15 protein-coding genes are annotated in these 18,450 nt (G+C 72.9%); 8 read left to right on the top strand and 7 right to left on the bottom strand.

Annotation, left to right across the window (positions count from 1 at the left end; all coding sequences use genetic code 11):
* Nucleotides 1–37: 37 nt before the first annotated feature.
* The gene (locus ACIBQX_RS03180) at nucleotides 38–1,663 is read right to left on the bottom strand and encodes a PQQ-binding-like beta-propeller repeat protein (protein WP_397000031.1); all 1,626 of its coding nucleotides are present in this window, start codon (nucleotides 1,661–1,663) and stop codon (nucleotides 38–40) included.
* Complete coding sequence (locus ACIBQX_RS03185) at nucleotides 1,645–2,475, bottom strand: hypothetical protein (RefSeq protein ID WP_397000033.1); 831 nt, start codon at nucleotides 2,473–2,475, stop codon at nucleotides 1,645–1,647. Before ACIBQX_RS03185 ends, ACIBQX_RS03180 begins: the two co-directional genes overlap by 19 nt.
* Nucleotides 2,476–2,654: 179 nt before the next feature.
* Here ACIBQX_RS03185 and ACIBQX_RS03190 point away from each other — a divergent pair, with 179 nt between their 5' ends.
* The 3 genes from ACIBQX_RS03190 to ACIBQX_RS03200 are packed head-to-tail and all read left to right on the top strand — an operon-like array spanning nucleotide 2,655 to nucleotide 4,871.
* Entirely contained in the window at nucleotides 2,655–3,152 is a 498-nt protein-coding gene (locus tag ACIBQX_RS03190) for a DUF2975 domain-containing protein (RefSeq protein ID WP_397000035.1), read from the top strand.
* On the top strand, nucleotides 3,152–3,397 hold the full coding sequence (locus tag ACIBQX_RS03195; RefSeq protein ID WP_397000037.1) for a helix-turn-helix domain-containing protein: 246 nt from the start codon (nucleotides 3,152–3,154) through the stop codon (nucleotides 3,395–3,397). The genes ACIBQX_RS03190 and ACIBQX_RS03195 overlap by 1 nt, the downstream gene beginning before the upstream one ends.
* Nucleotides 3,398–3,455: 58 nt before the next feature.
* The gene (locus ACIBQX_RS03200; protein WP_397000039.1) at nucleotides 3,456–4,871 is read left to right on the top strand and encodes a serine hydrolase domain-containing protein; all 1,416 of its coding nucleotides are present in this window, start codon (nucleotides 3,456–3,458) and stop codon (nucleotides 4,869–4,871) included.
* A 9-nt stretch (nucleotides 4,872–4,880) separates the two neighbouring features.
* Here ACIBQX_RS03200 and ACIBQX_RS03205 read toward each other — a convergent pair whose 3' ends face one another.
* The 5 genes from ACIBQX_RS03205 to ACIBQX_RS03225 form a co-directional block, all read right to left on the bottom strand.
* The gene (locus ACIBQX_RS03205; RefSeq protein ID WP_397000041.1) at nucleotides 4,881–7,292 is read right to left on the bottom strand and encodes a tetratricopeptide repeat protein; all 2,412 of its coding nucleotides are present in this window, start codon (nucleotides 7,290–7,292) and stop codon (nucleotides 4,881–4,883) included.
* A gap of 4 nt (nucleotides 7,293–7,296) precedes the next feature.
* Nucleotides 7,297–7,722, bottom strand: coding sequence for a hypothetical protein (locus tag ACIBQX_RS03210; protein WP_397000042.1), 426 nt, complete (start codon nucleotides 7,720–7,722; stop codon nucleotides 7,297–7,299).
* 37 nt (nucleotides 7,723–7,759) lie between these two features.
* On the bottom strand, nucleotides 7,760–8,953 hold the full coding sequence (locus tag ACIBQX_RS03215) for an ROK family protein (protein WP_397000044.1): 1,194 nt from the start codon (nucleotides 8,951–8,953) through the stop codon (nucleotides 7,760–7,762).
* 90 nt (nucleotides 8,954–9,043) lie between these two features.
* The gene (locus ACIBQX_RS03220) at nucleotides 9,044–10,390 is read right to left on the bottom strand and encodes a 6-phospho-beta-glucosidase (RefSeq protein WP_397000046.1); all 1,347 of its coding nucleotides are present in this window, start codon (nucleotides 10,388–10,390) and stop codon (nucleotides 9,044–9,046) included.
* A 10-nt stretch (nucleotides 10,391–10,400) separates the two neighbouring features.
* Complete coding sequence (locus ACIBQX_RS03225; protein WP_397000048.1) at nucleotides 10,401–11,159, bottom strand: DeoR/GlpR family DNA-binding transcription regulator; 759 nt, start codon at nucleotides 11,157–11,159, stop codon at nucleotides 10,401–10,403.
* A 132-nt stretch (nucleotides 11,160–11,291) separates the two neighbouring features.
* On the opposite strand from ACIBQX_RS03225, the gene ACIBQX_RS03230 reads away from it, so the two are divergent.
* Genes ACIBQX_RS03230 through ACIBQX_RS03250 form a run of 5 tightly spaced genes read left to right on the top strand, consistent with a single transcriptional unit; the run spans nucleotide 11,292 to nucleotide 18,307 of the window.
* A complete protein-coding gene (locus ACIBQX_RS03230) occupies nucleotides 11,292–12,503 on the top strand; it encodes a PfkB family carbohydrate kinase (RefSeq protein ID WP_397000050.1) in 1,212 nt (403 codons plus the stop codon).
* A 4-nt stretch (nucleotides 12,504–12,507) separates the two neighbouring features.
* Nucleotides 12,508–13,908 (top strand): extracellular solute-binding protein, encoded by a 1,401-nt coding sequence (locus tag ACIBQX_RS03235; protein WP_397000052.1) that lies wholly within the window; start codon nucleotides 12,508–12,510, stop codon nucleotides 13,906–13,908.
* Nucleotides 13,905–14,789 carry a carbohydrate ABC transporter permease gene (locus ACIBQX_RS03240; protein ID WP_397000054.1) on the top strand — a complete coding sequence of 295 codons (885 nt, stop codon included), beginning with the start codon at nucleotides 13,905–13,907 and terminating at the stop codon, nucleotides 14,787–14,789. Before ACIBQX_RS03235 ends, ACIBQX_RS03240 begins: the two co-directional genes overlap by 4 nt.
* The gene (locus ACIBQX_RS03245) at nucleotides 14,786–15,586 is read left to right on the top strand and encodes a carbohydrate ABC transporter permease (protein ID WP_397000056.1); all 801 of its coding nucleotides are present in this window, start codon (nucleotides 14,786–14,788) and stop codon (nucleotides 15,584–15,586) included. Before ACIBQX_RS03240 ends, ACIBQX_RS03245 begins: the two co-directional genes overlap by 4 nt.
* 15 nt (nucleotides 15,587–15,601) lie before the next feature.
* The gene (locus ACIBQX_RS03250; protein ID WP_397000058.1) at nucleotides 15,602–18,307 is read left to right on the top strand and encodes a sugar-binding protein; all 2,706 of its coding nucleotides are present in this window, start codon (nucleotides 15,602–15,604) and stop codon (nucleotides 18,305–18,307) included.
* Nucleotides 18,308–18,450 lie beyond the last annotated feature (143 nt).

The raw sequence follows: 18,450 nt of genomic DNA on the forward strand, positions 1-18,450 counted from the left end.
CCAAGGATAGGCGCCTGAGCACCGGCTTCACGCAGGGTCAGGGGCCGCGCAGACGGGCGGCCACCGCGAGGGCGGCGCGACGGGTCAGCGCCGAGTCCCCGGTGGCCTGGACCTCGGCCAGCACCCGCCCGCCGGTGACCCACGCGAACGTACGCCGATCGTCGTTGCCCACGTCGGATCTCAGGTACGCCCCCTCCCCGAGCCGCAGGGCGCCCGCGTCCGCGGCGAGGGTCGTGCGGGCGAGTCGCGCGGCGTCCGCGTCCGTCGCGGCGACCCAGGTGACCGCCACCCGCACCAGCGCCCCCGCGTCGTCGGACGGTACGAACTCGCACACGTTCGGCTTCGGCCAGCGCACCCGCAGATGCTCCACGGTGGCCGGGACCGGCACGTATCCCGGCAGCGCGGCGGTGTCGAGCAGCGCGCACGCGTCGGGCCAGCGGTCCGGTGGCACGGCCAGCGGCGAGGACGCGCCCGGTCCGTCGTGGAAGGTGTAGGCCGTCACCCGGTCGCCGCCGGGGTGCCTCTCGTACACCAGCACGTCGCGTGACGTGCCCGCGACGACCATGCCCGCACGCCCGCCCACGGGCAGGGGCAGCACGTCGCGCGTGCCGTCCCGCAGCGAGATGACCTCCATCATGAGGGGTGCGAGCTCGGTGGCCATGGAGCCCATGGTGTGGCCGGCCGTCAGGGTGTCGGCGTCGCCCGCGTATCCCTCGGGGGTGCCCGGCGTGGTCCGCGGCCGGAGAGAGGCGTGCCAGATCACCCGCCCGTCACGGGGGCGCGTCGCGGTCATCTCCCGGACGCCGCCCACGCTGCGGATCAGCAGGGTAAGGCCGGCGTCGCCGACCGCGGTCGGCGACGTGACGTCCGGGTACGTGATCCGCGACCGGGCGACCCGGCGGCCGTACGCGTCCAGAACGGTGACGTTCCCCGGCTCCCTGGCGACGATCAGGCGGGTGGTGGAGATCTTCGCGTCCGCGAGGTTCTCGCGAGAGCCTCGGACCCGATGCGTCCAGATGAGACGCCCGGCGCGCATGTCGACGCCGTGCAAGGTCAGCGTCCCGTCCGCGCAATGCGCGGCGATGACCGCGAGCTCGGATGCGAACAGCTGGCGGTCGCGGCACCCGCCCGGCCACGGCACCGTCCAGGCGTCCCGGCCCGACGCGGGGTCGAGCCCGTGCAGGCCGTCGTTCGCCGCCCACGCGATGCCGGTGGGGGTGATGACCGATCTGCTCAAGTAGGAGCGGGTCGCCGCGTCCGCGTACGGGAGCAGCCGCGACCACGTCGTCCGGCCGGTGACGGGATCGTGAACGGTGATCCGCTCCCTGAGGCCCTCGCGGGTGCGCACGGCGAGCAGCTCACCGACGAAACCCGTATGTTCCCACGGCCGGGCGAACGGGAAGGCGCGGACGACCGCGCCTGTCGCCGCGTCATGGAGCTGGATGGCGGAGGCTCGCACCGACGGCAGCGCCAGCAGGGACCGGCCGCCGATCGTGGCCACGGGCACGCTGAGGTGGGCGCCGTCGCTGCCGAGGTCGCCCAGCTCGGCGCTCCAGGCGACGGTGAACGCGGGGCGTGCCTGCGGGGCGACCCCGCTCCCGGCGGCGCCGGCGAGCACGCACAGGGCGGCGAGCAGGCCGGCGATCAGCGCGCGGAGACGCATGCCCGCTCCGGCCGGAAGAGCTCGCAGGCGGCCCGCCCGGTGACGGCCCGCAGACCGGCGCCGGTGTTGCGGTAGATCGTTCCGTAGCCGGTGTAGGCCGCCGGGGCGCCGGTGACCCGGAACGGCCGTCCGTCGGGGTCTTCGACGGTGAAGGTCCGCCGTTGCCCGCTCCCGGCTTCCACGTATTCGACCTCCAGCAGGAAGGTGTGGCTGTGCTTGCGCGCCTCGATCTGGAGGCTGAGCTCGGTCTGCTCTCCCCGCTTCAGGGGCAGGCTGTGCGGGCCGAAGAAGGGGCGGCCGGGCTCGCCGACGCGGGCGAAGAACGCGTCCGGGGAGTCGAGGCTGACGGTGAGCTGCGGGTTGTCCGTCCCGCCCTGACGGGGGTGTTCGACGAAGGCGCCGGTGACGACCGGCTGCTCCGGGGCCACCTCCTTCACCCGGACATCGGTGACGCGGACGAGGTCGCGCCGGGACTCGAAGATCACGCGCACCTTGGTCCGGCCCACCCGGGCGCCGCCCAGCCGCGCCACCACGTCGCCGAACGCCCGGTCGCCGAAGCGGCCGCCCAGGAAGGCCGCGCGGTCACGGGGCGCGGTGGGCAGGGCGGTCACGGCCAGGTCCTGTTCGCCGCCGGTGCCGTTGAGCACCGTGGCCAGGATCGGCGGCTGTCCCGCGCCGATCAGGTCGGCCGGCCGGACGAGAAGGCTGAACGCGTCGGTCAGCCAGGCGGTGACGACCGCGGTGAGCAGCGCGCCCAGCCACAGCAGGACCTTGGCGAGCTTGCCCGGCCCCTTGTCGTCGCTCTCCGGCACGGGAACGGTCTCCTCGCAGATCGGCTGACTTTCGGAGCAACAATGTAGTGCATCGACCACACAGGGTGACGATGAGTCCGGGAACGTCGCCGAGCCCGGCCCGGCGACGGCGGACGCCTCCTTGCCAAGGCTATCGAATATCGATATATTTCCATCGTTGATCGATCGGAGGAGAGTCGATGGGAAAGCTGACAGTGCTCGCGCTGCGCGCCGTGCTCGCGGCGTTGGGCGCCGGGTCGGTGTTCGTGCAGGCGGTGATGGTGCCGCTGCTGGCGAAGGATCTGGAGGAGCTCGGCCCCGAGGTCGCGCACCTGCGCGTCCCGTTCCTGACGATCACGCTGCTGGGCATCGTGACGGTCCAGGTCGTCCTGGTCTGCGTGTGGCGGCTGGTGACGATGGTGCGGCGCGGCACCGTGTTCTCCCACGCCGCCTTCAGGTACGTGCACATCGTGATCGGCGCGGTCGTGGCGGCCGCCGTCCTGATGTTCGCGCTCGCGGTCGTCCTGGCGCCGGGCGAGGCCGTCGCGCCGGGCATCGTGCTGCTGATCTGCGGGGCCTCCCTGGCGATCATGGGAGTCGCGCTCGTCGTGCTGGTGCTGCGGATGCTGCTCGCACAGGCCGTCGCGCGCGACGTTGAGGCGGCGCAGCTGCAGGCCGAGCTCGAAGAGGTGATCTGATGCCGATCGCCGTGGACATCGACGTGATGCTGGCCAAGCGGAAGATGTCGGTGGGCGAGCTCGCGGAGCGCGTCGGGATCACGCCCGCCAACCTGGCGGTGCTCAAGAACGGCCGCGCCAAGGCCGTGCGCTTCACGACGCTGGAGGCGCTCTGCGAGGTGCTCGACTGCCAGCCGGGAGACCTGCTGCGCTGGGAGTCCGAGAAGAGCGCGGTCTCCGACGCCTCCGGTGGGGGTTTCCCGTAAAGAACGCGGAGGAGCGCCGCAATGGTGCCGGGAGGCGGGTCGTCACTAGCGTCGGCTGGTGCTCAGAACCACCCTCGCCGGGATCTTCCTGGCCCTCCTCCCCGTCCCCGCGCCCGCACCCGCCATCACCCCCGCGTCGGTGGACGCCTTCGTCGAGAGCTACCGGGAGGCGACCGGACTGCCCGGCGTCGCACTCGCGATCACCAAGGGGACCCGGGTCGTCCACGTCGCGGGGTACGGCGAGACCTCGTCCGGCGAACCGGTGACGGCGGACACGCCCATGGCCGTGGCGTCGGTCAGCAAGTCGTTCACCTCACTGGCCGTCATGCAGCTGGTCGAGCGGGGTGACGTCGAGCTCGACAGGCCGGTGCGTGCGTATCTGCCGGAGTTCGCCATGGCCGATCCCCGGGCCGCCCGGATCACCGTACGGCAGCTGCTCCACCAGACGTCCGGCATGGCCGACTCGACCTTCCACGAGAAGAGCCTGCCCCAGCCCGACACGCTCGAAGGCGCCGTGGCACGGCTCAAGGGGGCACGACTGGCCACGGAACCGGGGACCGCCTTCAGCTACCACAACACCAACTACCAGGTCGCCGCCCGGCTGGTCGAGGTGGTGAGCGGCGAGCCGTTCGCGGCCTACCTGCGCGCGCACGTGTTCACGCCGCTCGGCATGCGGCACAGCAGCACCATCGACACCGACCGCGACCTGCCCGCCGCAGCCCGAGGCCACCTGTACGTCCTCGGCCAGGCGATCGCCCTGCCGGAGCCGGCCGGGTTCGGCAACGGCTCCGGCGGGGTCCTCAGCAGCGCCGGCGACATGGCCAGGTGGCTGATCGCGCAGAACGAGGGCATCCTCTCCCCCGCCGGCGTCAAGGAGATGCGCACCCCCTCCGAACAGAGCGGGACCTACGCCCTCGGCTGGTTCGTCGGCGAGACCGAACGCGGCACCCCCGTCATCGAGCACGGCGGCGACCTGTTCACCTCCACGGCCGGCCAGCTGCTGATGCCGGGCTCCGGGTACGGCGTCGCCGTCATGGCCAACACCGGCATGGCCTTCGCCGACGCCGAGGCTCTCATGGACGGCATCGTCACCATGATCGAGGGCGGCACCCCGGAGATCCCCTCCGCGCCGCACTACCTCGCCACCGACCTCCTGTTCGTCCTGCTCACCCTGGTGACCGCCGGCCTGGCCGTGCGCGGCGTGGCCCGCTCCCGGCGGTGGGCCATCCGTCGTACGGGCCTGCAGCGGTGGCGGCTCCTGCCCTACCTGACGCCGCTCGCGCTGTGCGCGTCCATCGCCCCGATCTTCCGGGTGCTCGCCCGGGGCGGCGACATCATGTGGATTCAGGTGGTCTACCTCTATCCGACGTTCATGCTGTGGCTGGTGACCGCCGCGATCGCGGGCACGGCGGTGGTGACGGCACGCCTGTACGGAGCCGTACGGACGCGCGGAGCCCCTCGCAGTCGCCCTTGACCCGCTCTCTCAGCTGGGGGTTGCCTCCCTTGGACCGGCTGCCGGCGGTGGCTCGCGGCTCCCGTGGGCCGTCATGGCGGCCAGGACCTCTTCGGCCTTCTCGTATACAGCGGCGGCTTCGTCCGAGCGACCCGCCTCCTTCAGGGCGTCGCCAAGGTTGATCAGCCCCGCGGCCTCGCGGCGGCGGTCGCCGAGCTCGTGGAAGATGGCGACGGAGTCTCGCAAGGCGTTGAAGGCCTCCGCGAAGCGCCGCATCTGGCGCAGGACACTGCCGAGGTTGCTCAGTGTCTGGGCTTCGCCGTGGCGATCGCCGATCTCGCGGCAGATGAGCAGATCCTGCCGGTGAGCGGCGAGGGCTTCGTCGCAGCGGTCCAGCTCGCGCAGAACCGTGCCGAGGTTGTTCAGCGCCATGCCTTCGCCGCGGCGGTCGCCGACTTCCCGGAAGATGGCGACCGCGGTCCGGTGGGCGGTGATGGCCTCGTCGAAGCGGCCCACCTGGTGCAGGGCGTTGCCGAGATTGTCCAAGGCGGTGCCGACGCCACGACGGTCGCCGAGCTCCCGGAAGATGGCGACGGCGGACTGATGGACCGTGACGGCCTCGTCGAAGCGGCGCACCTCTTGCAGGGCGGTGCCGAGGTTTCCCGTGACCAGGCCCAGGGTGTAAAGGTCGCCGACTTCCCGGAAGATGGCGGCCGCGGTCCGGTGGGCGGTGATGGCCTCGTCGAAGCGGCCCACCTGGTGCAGGGCGTTGCCGAGATTGGCCGAGGCCGTCCCGACGCCACGACGGTCGCCGAGCTCCCGGAAGATGGTGATGGCGGACTGATGGACCGTGACGGCCTCGTCGAAGCGGCGCATCTCATACAGGGAGTTGCCGAGGTTGTTCAGCGATCCGCCTTCACGGCGCCTGTCGCCCAGCCGGATGCTGGCCGTGACGGAGGCGGTGTTGACGGTCAGGCGATCGTTGAGGGCACGGCGCCATTCCAGATGCTCGTTGAGGCAGAACGCCAGCTCGATGGCGGACTCGTGGCGGTCGGCCGCCCCCGCGGCGAAGGTGACGGCGGCGACCAGGTTGGCGCGTTCGACGTCCAGCCAGGCCATGGCGGCGTCCCGCCCGGTGAAGCGGCCGGGGACGGGATGACGGGGCAGGGCGATGAGGTGGGCGCGGGCGGCGCGGGCAACGGAGAGGTAATGGCTCAGCAGCCGCTCCAGCGCCCTGTCGCGATCGTTCGCGGTGGCTTGGGCGTGGCCGAGTTCGCCGGCATACAGACGGATGAGGTCGTGCATGCTCCACCGGGCGTATGTCGGCGTGCTGAGCAGGTGGGCCCGGACCAGCGCGGCCAGCTGCTTGCGCACCACGCGTTCGGGTGTGCCGGCGAGAGCGGCGGCGGCCTCGAGGGAGATGTCAGGGCCGGGGTTGAGCGGCAGCAGCCGGAACAGCCGGGCCTGGTCCGGCCGGCTGTCCAGAAGGTGCTGGTAGGACAGGTCGAACGTGGCACGCACGGCGATGCGCCGGCCGTGCTGATCCAGGTCATCGCTGTCGAGGGCGTCCAGCCGGCGGGCGTCGCCGAGCTCGGCCGCCATGTCGGCCAGCGGGCGGCCTGGTTCGGTGCGGAGCAGAGCGGCGGTGATCCGCAGGGCGAGGGGCAGCCGGCCGCAGAGCCCGGCGATCTCCGCCAGGTGTTCCGATTCGGCTTCGAGACGCTGGTCGTGCCCTCCTACGCACAGAGCGGCGCGCAGCAGGTCGAGGGCTTCCGCTTCGGGCAGGACGGCCAGGTCGATCAGGTGGGCGGGCAGGGTCAGGGAATGCCGGGAGGTGACCAGCAGCCGGTGGCACGGCTGGGCCGGCAGCAGTGGCTCGATCTGGCCGCTGACGGCGGCGTTGTCGGCCACCACCAGCACCGGCGACTTCCGCCGGGCCCGGTCGGCCAGCACCGACTGGTACAGGGCCAGCCGCTCCGGGCCGGTGGGCGGGAGGTCGTGGTCGCGGATGCCCATGGCGCGCAGCAACTGGCCCGCCGCGGCGGCGGCCGAGACCCGTTCGGCCGGATCGGGGGTGTAGCCGCGCAGGTCGAGGAAGAACACCCCACCCCCGAACCAGCCCCGCTCCACCGCTTGATGGGCGGCCACCAGCGCCAGCGCGGTCTTGCCCACCCCCGCCATTCCCGCCACCGCCGACACCAGCACCCCCGGCTCGCCCGGCCCCTGGGGATCCAGAAAGGCCAGCACCTCGCGAAGGGTGTCGGTGCGGCCGACGAAGCCCGCCGGCGCGGCCGGCAGGCCCGCCAGAGCCTGCGGAGCCGGGCCGCTCATCCGCATGGTGACGTCGCGCGCCAAGGTCACCGGCCCGTAGAACGTCCCGTCGTGAATCTCGTTGCGGGTGGCGTCGCCACCGGTCTCATCGCCGTCCGCGCGCTCACTCATCGGGCTACTCCGCGCCGTCCCGACCGTCAGCGGGCGCGGCGGGCCCGGTGAAGTCCCGGCCCATCGTCACGGGCGCGTGGAAGGTGCCGCCGCTTATCGTGTTGTGCGTGTCACCCGTCCGCCCGATCGCGGCCTGCCCGCCTGCCTCACCGGCCTGCGGTGGTGCGGCCGATCGGTCTCCGCTCGTGGCGAGGTCGTCGCCGGCCGACGCCGGAGGAGAGGGCCGGTTCCGCGTTTCGCCGCGTCGAGCCGGCATCACTCCGTGAACGGACACACCCAACCCGGCCAGGGCGACGAACACGCCGACCACGCTTGCCAGCTGGTCGGCCTCCTCCAGATCCAGCACGATGAAGGTCACCCCCAGGGCGCCTGCCACCAACCCGCCGGCCACCGGCAGGATCCACGCCCACGGACTCTTCCGCCTCACCATGCCTCCATCGTCTTGGACCGGTCGCCGCACGCGAGCCCTACGCCCCCGTACGGGTGAGTACGCCCAGCGGGTCGGCCAGCAGCTCGGCGAAGCCCAGCTCGGCGGCGCCGACCAGGGTGGCGTCGTCGCCCAGCGCCGAGGTGCGCAGCCGGACCCGCTCACGGGCGACGGGCAGCACGTTGGCGGCTATCCGGGCGCGCACCTGGGCCGCCGCGCCCGGGTACATGTCCCGCAGCATGCCACCGAAGATCACCATGCCGGGGTTGAACAGGTTGCACAGGTTCGCCACTCCGATGCCGAGCCAGTCGCCGATGCGGCGCAGCGCCTCCTGGGCGGCGGGATCGCCGCGGTCGGCGTCGTCCACCACGGCCCGCACGGCGTCGCGGCCGAACAGGTCGGCGGGCCGGCCGGCGGCGTCGAGCAGGGCCCGCTCGCCGGCCTCCGCCTCCAGGCAGCCATGCGAGCCGCAGCCGCAGGGGCGTCCGTCGTACGGGTTCACCACCATGTGCCCGAGCTCGCAGCCGTAGCCGCTCTCACCGTCGAGCAGGTCGCCGCCGACGATGATGCCGCCGCCCACCCCGACGTCGCCGTGCAGGTAGATCAGGTTCTGGAAACCCGCGCCCGCGCCACGCTGCTGCTCGGCCAGGGCGCCCAGGTGGGCCTCGTTGCCCACCGACACCGGCAGGCCGAGCCCCAGCCGGCGGTCGAGCTCGGCGCCGAACGCCTGGTCCACCCAGCCCATGTCGGGCCCGAACCGCACCAGGCCGTCGCCGGGCCGGATCATGCCGCAGTAGGACGCGCCGACGCCGACGCACACGGAATCGGGCGGCGCCGACTCATGTAACTGGCGGCCGAACCGGGCGAGCACCTCCACCACGCGGTCGAGGTCGGCCCCGGCGCGCAGGCGGACCGCTTCCCTGCGGTCCAGCATGGTCCCGCCCAACGTGACCCGGGCGGCGACCAACCGGTCCACCGCGACGTCGAAGGCCAGCACGTACACCCGGCCGGGCTCGGGCCGGACCACCAGCGACGGCCGTCCCGCCCGGCCGGTGTCCGCGGGCAGCTCCTCGCGGACCAGCCCCGCCGCGGTGAGCTCCGCGGTCAGGGCCAGGATGGTGCTGCGGTTCAGCTTCATCCGCTCGGCCAGCTCCGTGCGGGACACCGAACCGCCCAGATGTACGTGCCGGAGCAGCGCGCCGACGTTACGCCGGCGGATCTCCTCCTGGACCAACCCGACCTCCGGAAATATCTGGGTGGCGCGCGTCTCAACCGGACGATACTCCGGCAGGCCTGCCGAGCGGACGGATGCGTTCGGATCTCGTCAGGCGGAGCCGGGCAGGACGGCGGCGAGGTCCGGGAGGCGGGCCCGGTAGCCGTCCAGCAGCCTGCGCGCCGTGGTGACCGAGTCGACCAGCGGGTGCAGCGCGAACGCCTCGACGGCCAGCCGGGACGAGCCCGAGAGGGCGGCCTCGATGGCCGTCTGTTCCACGGCCTTCACCTGCTGCATCAGGCCCAGGAAGCGGCCGGGGAGCGGGCGGGTGGCCAGCGGCCGGGCGCCGGCGCCGTCGACCGCGCACGGGATCTCCACCACGGCCTCCGCCGGCAGCCCGGCCACCGCGGTGCCGTTGCGCACGTTGAGGATCATGGTGGTGGACCCGCCGCGGGCGATGGCGGCCATCAGGGCGAGCGCGATGCCTTCGTAGCCGCCCGCCGCCAGGTCCGCGGCGTCGCGCTCACCGGCGTCGGCGACGTCGCGGGTCTCCGCCATGTACGTCGCGTCGCGCTCTTCGCGTGCCGCCCGCCACGAGGCGAGGGCGTCGTCCGGGCGGGCCCGTACGGCCTCGTAGAACCGCTCCTGCTGCCCCAGCAGGGACTCGCCGCGGGTCCGGCCGGAGATCGCGGCGATCGACTCCCGGGTGAAGTAGTAGTAGTACAGGTATTCGTTGGGGATCGCGCCCAGCGTGCGCACCCAGTCGGCGCCGAAGACGCGGGCCTCCTCGACCTCGCGGAGCGCCACGTCGTCGGCGAGCAGGCCGGGGAGCACGTCGTGGCCCTGGTGGGTGAGGCCGCGCAGCCAGCCCAGGTGGTTGAGCCCCACGTAGTCGGGCGACACGCGGCCCGGGTCGAGGCCGAGCGCGGTGGCGGCCCGCCGGATCAGGCCGACCGGCGAGTCGCAGATGCCGATCACGCGGTCGCCGAGCACCCGCCGCATCGCCTCGGTGATCATGCCGGCCGGGTTGGTGAAGTTGATGACCCAGGCCTGCGGGGCGACGGCGGCCACCCGCTCGGCCACGTGCGTCGCGACCGGGACGGTGCGCAGGCCGTAGGCGATGCCGCCGGGGCCGGTCGTCTCCTGGCCGAGCAGGCCGAGCTCCAGCGCGACCCGCTCGTCGGCGGTGCGGCCCGCCAGGCCGCCGACACGGATGGCGGAGAAGACGAAGGCGGCGTCGCGCAGCGCGGTGTCGAGGTCGGTGGTGATCGAGACCCGGGGCGGGTCGTCATGCCCTGCGGCGAGGCGGCGCAGGACGTGCCGGATGGCCTCCAGCCGGTCGATGGACACGTCGTGGAGGATCACCTCCTCCACCCGCGGCTTGCCCGTGTCGCGCAGGAGCGCACCGTAGACGAGCGGGACCCGGAAGCCCCCGCCGCCGAGGACGGCCAGTCTCATCCGGCCCCCTTCACGTGAGAAGCACTTCGGCGCCCGCGGCGGCGCAGCTGCGCAGGGTGGTCTCGTCGGCGCCCTCGTTGGTGACGATCACGTCGATGTCCTCGGGCCCGCACACGCGCAGGGCCCCGGTGCCGGGGAACTTGTGCCGGTCCACGAGCAGCACGACCTGCCCGGCCGCCGCGATCATGGCGCGTTTCAGCGGCACCTCGGCGAGCGTGGTGTCGACGAGCTGCCCGTCGGGCCGCACGCCGCTCGCTCCCAGGAACACCCGATCGGCGACCACCTGGCTCAGCGCGGCCTCGGTCAGCACGCCGACCAGCGAGTGGTAGGGCCTGCGGACCATGCCGCCGAGCAGCAGCAGCTCGACCACCGGGTCGGCGCGGAGCGCGTCGAGGACGGCGAGGCTGGAGGTGACGACCGTGACGCGGCGGCCGCGGAGCCGGCGGGCCAGCCGCATCGTCGTCGTCCCGATGTCGAGCAGGACCACGTCTCCGTCGCCGACCAGCCGCGCGGCGCGGGCGGCCACCGCCTCCTTGTCCTGCTCGTCGACCGCCGCCACCTCGGCGAAGGGCCGGTCGGTGTCGGTGTCGGCGTCGGCCAGGGCGCCGCCACGGACGCGCCGCAGGGTGCCGTCGCGGTCGAGCACCTCAAGGTCCCTGCGGATGGTCGACGGGCTCACGCCGAGCTGGCTGGCGAGATCTCGAACGCTGGTGGCGCCGGACAGGCGCACCCGGCGCATGATCTCGGCATGCCTGAGGCGCTGAAGCACGGCGCGAGTGTATCAGGCAAATTCGCGCACATGCGAGCATCTTGCTTCACAAACTCTCACGGGAGACTTGAACTGTGCGAGTAAACGTGCAAGATTGCGCACATCTCGCTGTGTCGAGGAGGATCCAATCCCGTGGCTGCCCAGGCGTACGACCCTCTCGCCCACGAGCGGACCCCAGAGGGGCCGCAGTTCGACGTGTTCCTGGCGGGCACCGTCTTCCTCGACATCGTCTTCACCGGTCTGCCCGCGATGCCCGCCGCCGGGACGGAGATCTGGGCCGACGGGATGGGCTCGTGCCCTGGCGGCATCGCCAATCTGGCCATCGCGACGAGCCGGCTGGGCCTGCGCACGTCGCTGGCCGCCGCGTTCGGCGACGACGACTACGGCGACTTCTGCTGGCGCACCCTGGAGGAGCAGGAAGCGGTCGACCTGTCGCGGTCACGGCGCTTCGAGCACTGGCATTCGCCGGTGACGGTGTCCATGGCGGTCGACCGCGACCGCAGCATGGTGACGCACGGCCATCCCGCGCCGCTGCCGGCCGCCGAGATGATCGGCACCCCGCCCCGCTCCAGGGCCGCGATCGTGACGCTCTCGCCCGAGGAGCCGCTCGGCTCGCCCGGCTCCCCGTGCAACTGGGCCGAGCCGGCGCACCGTGACGGCGCGCTCATCTTCGCGGACGTCGGCTGGGACCCGTCGGGCGCCTGGCCGCGCTCCCTGCTCGACCAGCTGTCCGTCTGCCACGCGTTCCTGCCCAACGCGAGCGAGGCGATGGCCTACACCCGCACCGACACCCCTCGCGACGCGCTGTACGCGATCGCCGACCGGGTGCCGCTGGCCGTGGTGACCGACGGGGCGAACGGCGCCATGGCCATCGACTCCACGACCGGCGAGGAGGCGTTCATCCCCGCGCCGCGGGTGACGGCGCTCGACCCGACCGGCGCGGGCGACGTCTTCGGCGCGGGCATCGTGCTCGGCACCCTGTGCCGCTGGCCGCTGACCGACCGGCTGGCGTTCGCCGGGCTCTGCGCCGCGCTGGCGGTGCAGCAGTTCGGCGGCTCGCTGGCCGCGCCCGGCTGGGGGGACATCGCCGACTGGTGGCACGAGGCACGCAGCGCGGCCGACCGCGGCGGCGCCTACGGGAGCTCGCTGGCCCGCCGTTACGCCTTCCTCGACCGGCTGGTGCCCACCGTCCCGGTGGGCGCCGTACGCCGCGCGGTCGCCACCATCGCCCGGTACGCCGACGTCGGGGGGACGCCGCAGAAGGCGGCCGAGACCCCTGATGAGCCCGATGAGCCCGAGAACGGGGGCCCGAACACGCCTCGCGTGCCTGCGCAGAAGGAGTAGCACCATGCTCGCCTCGATGCTCGCCTCGATGCTCACCTCGATGCTCACCTCGACCCGGACACTCGCCGTACTGACCGCCGCGACCCTGACTCTCGGCGCGGCCGCGTGCGCGCCCGGCTCCTCCGCCCCGCCCGCGGCCCCCTCCGCGCAGCCGAGCGCCGTGCGCACCGACGCCGCGGCCCTGGGCGAGGTGACCCTGACGGTGTGGGACCAGGAGGTACGCGGCGGGCAGGCCGCCCAGATGAAGCGGCTCAACACCGCGTTCGAGGCGAAATACCCCAACATCACGCTCAACCGGGTGTCCCGCTCCTTCGACGACCTCAACACCACCCTGCGCCTGGCGCTCAGCGGCAACGAGCCGCCGGACGTGGTCCAGGCCAACAACGGCCGCTCGGCGATGGGCGCGTTCGTCAAGGCCGGCCAGCTCCGCCCGCTGGACGCCTACGCGCGGGCGTACGGCTGGCAGGACCGCTACCCGGAGTCGGTGCTGCGCTACTCCCGCTACAGCGCCGACGGCAAGATCTTCGGCGAGGGCGGCCTGTACGGCCTGCCGCAGGTCGGCGAGGTCGTCGGCATCTTCTACAACGCCGCCAAGCTGAACAAGCTCGGGCTGCGGCCACCGGCGACCTGGGCGGACTTCCAGGCCGGGCTGGCCAAGGCCAAGGCGGCCGGTGAGGTGCCGATGCAGCTGGGCAACCTGGACAAGTGGCCGGCCGTGCACGTGTTCGGCACCGTGCAGAGCCGGGTGGTCCCGGCCGACCAGATCCGCACGCTGGCCTTCGGCCGCAAGGGCGCCTCCTGGAACACCCCGGAGAACACCGAGGCGGCCAGGCGGCTCGTCGACTGGGCCGACCAGGGCTACTTCAACAAGGGCTTCAACGGCCAGGGGTACGACCCGGCGTGGCAGGCGTTCCGCGACGGCGAGGGCGTCTACCTGATCGCCGGCACCTGGCTGCTCGCCGACCTGCACAAGACGCTGGGCGAGGACCTGGGCTTCATCCTGCCGCCCGGCGCCGCCGCCGGCGCTCCGCCGATCGCGACCGGAGGCACCGGCCTGCCGTTCGCCATCACCGCCAAGAGCCCCCACCCCGACGCCGCGGCGGCGTACATCGACTTCATCACGAGCGCGGACGCGATGAAGGTGCTCACCGACACCGGCAACCTGCCGGTCGCCGACACGGCGAAGCAGAGCGTGCCGGCGGGACCGCAGCGCGACGTCTTCGCCGCGTTCGGCACGGTGACCGCCGGGAACGGGCTGGTGCCGTACCTGGACTACGCCACCCCGACGTTCGCCGACACGCTGGGCGCGGCGCTGCAGGACCTGCTGGCGAAGAAGACCACGCCGGAGGACTTCCTGGCGACGTTGGAGAAGGACTACAAGACCTTCGCCGAGAGCAACGGATGACGGTGTCGCGACCGCCCGGGGAGCCGCGCCGCGTCGCCTACCTCTACCTGCTGCCGGCGTTCGCCGTCTACGCGGCGTTCCTGCTCTACCCGATCGGGCGGGCGGTGCAGCTGTCGCTCTACGACTGGGACGGATTGTCGCTCGGGCGGTGGGTGGGGCTGGACAACTACGTGGCGATCGTCGCCGACCAGGGGCTGCGGGACGCGTTCGGCCACGCCCTGGTCCTCATCGTCTTCTACGCGGTCGCGCCGCTGGTCATCGGGCTGGTGCTGGCCGCGATCCTCAACCACGCCAAGGTGCGCGGGCTCGGGTTCTTCCGGACCGTGGTGTTCCTGCCCCAGGTGATCGCCATGGTCGTGGTGGCGATCGCCTGGCGGCGCGTCTACGCGCCCGACGGGACGCTCAACGCGCTGCTCGGCGCGCTCGGCCTCGACTCGCTGACCCGCGGCTGGCTGGGCGAGCACGCGTTCGCGCTGCCCGCGGTCGGAGTGGTCGGCACCTGGTTCGAGACGGGGCTGGTGACGGTGCTGCTGCTGGCCGGGATGAGCCGTGTCCCGATGGAGCTGTACGAGGCCGCACGGCTCGACGGGGCCGGGGCCGTCCGGGAGTTCTTCGCGGTCACGCTGCCGTCGGTGCGGGGCGAGATCGCGGTCGCGCTGACGCTGACCGTGATCGCCGCGCTGCGCACGTTCGACCTGGTGTACGTCACCACGCGGGGCGGTCCCGGCACCTCGACCTCGGTGCCGTCGTACGAGGTCTACCACCGGGCGTTCGGGCTGAGCCAGATCGGCTCGGCGGCGGCCATCGGCGTCACGCTCACCGTCGTCATCTTCGCGATCTCGTTCGGCGTCAACCGGTTCGCAGACAGGGGGACGACGTGATCTCGCGTGGCGAGCGGGTGGCCAACTACGTCATCCTGTCGGTGTTCGCCGCGTTCGCGCTCGTGCCCATCGTGACGATCCTGGCGGCCGCGCTCGGCCCCTCCGACAGTGGGACGACGTCCGGGCTGGGCAATCTCGCGGCGGCGTGGGAGATCGGCCGGTTCGGCACCTATCTGCGCAGCAGCCTGATGGTGTCGGTGTTCGTCGTGGTCGTCAGCGTCGTGCTGTCGGTCATGAGCGGGTACGCGTTCGGCACCATGCGCTTTCGCGGGCAGTCGGTCCTGTTCTATCTGTTCATGCTCGGGATCATGATGCCGAGCGAGGCCATCGCGGTGCCGCTGTACTTCGACCTGCGTTCGCTGGGCCTGATCGACACGTTCTGGGCGGTGTCGCTGCCGCAGGTGGCGCTGTCGGTGGCGTTCGGCACCTTCTGGATGCGGGCGTACTTCCGCGCGTCCAACCGGGCGATCGCCGAGGCGGCCCGCATCGACGGGGCGTCGAGCTGGCGTGTTCTGTGGCAGGTGCTGCTGCCGCCGGCCCGGCCCGCCGTCGTCACGCTGACGCTCCTGGTGTTCATGTGGACGTGGAACGAGTTCCTCATCCCGCTGATCATGGTGACCAGCGAGTCGCTGCGGACCGCGCCGCTGGGGCTGGCCTTCTTCCAGGGCCAGCACACCGGCGGCTTCACCCTGCTCGCGGCCGGCTCGGTCATCGTCGCCACCCCGGTGGTGGTCTTCTACCTGTTCCTCCAGCGCCATTTCGTCCGCGGGCTGCTCCAGGGAGCGGTCCGCGACTGACCTCCCGGAGGTTCCATGCGCACCAGTCTGGCGGTGGTGACCGCCGCCCTGCTCGCCGCCCCGCTCGCCGTCCTTCCCGCCGCCCCGGCTCGGGCCGGCGGGCCTGGTGGCGCGCCTGTCGATCTCGACGCGCTGTTCGTCGGCGCCCATCCCGACGACGAGGCGTTCAGTCTGTCCACGCTCGGCCAGTGGCGCGAGGACCACGACGTCCGCACCGGCGTCGTCACCGTGACCAGGGGCGAGGGCGGCGGGAACGCCGTCGGTCCCGAGGAGGGCCCCGCGCTGGGCCTGCTGCGCGAGGCCGAGGAGCGGGCGGCGGTCGCCGAGGCGGGCGTGCGCGAGGTGTTCAACCTGGACGACGTGGACTTCTACTACACGGTGAGCGCGCCGCTGACCGACCAGGTCTGGGGCGGCGACACCCTGGAGAAGGTCGTCCGGATCGTCCGGCAGACCCGGCCGGAGGTGCTGCTGACGATGGGCCCGGCCCCCACGCCCGGCAACCACGGCAACCACCAGCAGGCCGCCCGGCTGGCCGTCGAGGCCTTCTACGCGGCGGCCGATCCCCAGGCGTTCCCCGAGCAGATCACCCGCGAGGGCCTGCGCCCCTTCGCGCCCGCCCGCCTGCTCACCGGCGGCGCGCGCGGGGCCTCGCGGACCGGCCAGGACTGCGCCGCGACGTTCCGCCCCGCGAACCCGGCCGAGAACGTGTACGGCGTGTGGAGCGGGCGCGCCTCCGCCCGGGGCGCGACGTGGGCCGCCGTCGAGCGCGACGCCCAGCGCACGTACGCCTCCCAGGGCTGGGCCGGCTTCCCCGACGTGCCCACCGACCCGGCCCAGCTCGGCTGCGACTTCTTCACGCAGGTGGACGCGCGGGTGCCGTTCCCCCAGCCGGGCACCCCGGCCGCGGCCGCGCCCACGGCGGTCCTCGACGGCGCGCTGACCCGGCCCGCCGGCACGGTGCCGCTCGGCACCCTGTTCGGCCTGCGCCCCAGCACGTTCGACGTCCGCCCGGGGACGGCGTTCACCGTCAAGGCCACCGTGACCGCGCCGCCGCGCGAGCCGTTGGGCCGCTCGTCCGTGGCGCTGCGCGTACCCGAAGGCTGGCGGGTCAGCGGGTCGGGGGACCTGGGCCGGCTCGCGCCCGGGCGGACCGGCTCGGCAAAGTTCACCGTGACGGCGCCGTTCACCGTGACGGCGCCGTTCACCGCGACGCCACCGGAAGACGGCGGCGGCCGGGCCCGCGTCGCGGCCACGCTCATCACCGAGCGCGGACGCGGCTACACCGACCGGCAGGTCGAGCTCAGCCCGGCCGTGCGCGGAGCGCAGCAGCCGCTCCCCCAGGTCGCCCAGTACGAGAAGTGGGCCGCCGAGGTCGGCGTGCCGCAGCTGCGCGGCCTGGTCACGCCGGTCCTCACCCTGCCGTCCGGCGGCTCCCGGCAGGTCGGCGTCGTGGTCGGCAACGTCGGCGACGCAGCCCGCTCCGGCACCGTACGCCTGAACCTGCCCGAAGGCTTCACCGCCGACCGCACGGAAGCCCCCTACAACGACCTCGCAGCCGGGGAGTCGACGACGGTGCCGTTCACCGTCACCAACACCGACACCTCGCTGAAGACCTCGAACGAGGGCGGCGACTACTCGTACACCATCACCACGGACGACTCCAGCGTGAGCAGGGCCGCGCTGGAGCTGGTCCCGGCGACCGCCGTCCCGCGCGCCGCCTCCGCACCTGCCGTCGACGGGCAGGACGGGGACCACTCCGGCCCCGCCCTGGACGTCTCCCGGCTGTGGGAGGGCAGCGCGTGCTCGTCGGCGGCCGACTGCTCGGGCACGGCCAAGGTCACCTGGCACGACGACACGCTGTACCTGCTGGTCGAGGTCAAGGACGAGGTGCTCGGCACCCGCCTGCCCGCCGCCGACTGCAAGCGGCACTGGCGCACCGACGCGGTGGAGGTCACCGTCGACCCGCGCGGCACCTCCGAGAACACCTCCACCACGTTCAAGGCGGCGGTACTGCCGGTGACGGCCGAGGGCCCGCCGTGCTTCCTGCGCGACGCCGACAACCGCCAGGGGCCGGGCGAGGAGACCGCGCCGGGGATGCGGGTGGCCTCGAAGGTCCACGCGGGCGGGTACGCCGTGGAGATGGCCATCCCGATGGAGCTCCTGCCCTCGGTCGTCGACCCCGCGCACCTGGGGCTCGACATCCTGGTGTACGACTCCGACACGCAGGACAAAACCGGCCAGACTCGGATCGGCTGGTCGACGTGGGGCGGCGTGCAGGGAGACCCGTACCGGTGGGGCGTCGCGACCCTGCCCGGCTACCGGCCTCCCCCGGACCGGCCGACCACCCCGGCGGACCCGGTCATCCCGGACACGGCACTGTCCAGCCTGGACTCCCCGCAGTCTCTGGAACAGGCGATCCGCGTACACGTCCCGCTCGCGGGCGGACCCGCGGCGGCGGCGCCGCGCAGCGGCCGGGTGGTGTCCGCGACGCGCGGTCAGGACTCCGTGAAGGTGACGCTGCGCGCGGGCGCCGCCGGCAGGGCGCACCTGTTCGTACGCGACGACCAGGGTACGGCGGGCAGCCGCGTGGTCACTGTGCCCCGCGAGGGCACCACGACCGTGACCGTACCGGTGAACCGGGCGCTGGACGAGGGCCCCAGGGTGGTCGCGGGCTGGGACTCAGGCACCGGGACGGCCGTTTCCCAGGTGGCGGTGCGCTGAGCGGCACGCGGCCCTGAGAGCTTTGGCGGAGATAATGCGCATTCTGGCAGATCTCATACTGCCATTCACCTGAAATGCTAGGAATACTCGATTGCAAGGATCGAATCAAGCCGGAAGGGGTTGTTTTCATTGGCCTCCGTATT

The organism is Nonomuraea sp. NPDC049714 (genome assembly GCF_044465295.1).
Classification (GTDB): domain Bacteria; phylum Actinomycetota; class Actinomycetes; order Streptosporangiales; family Streptosporangiaceae; genus Nonomuraea.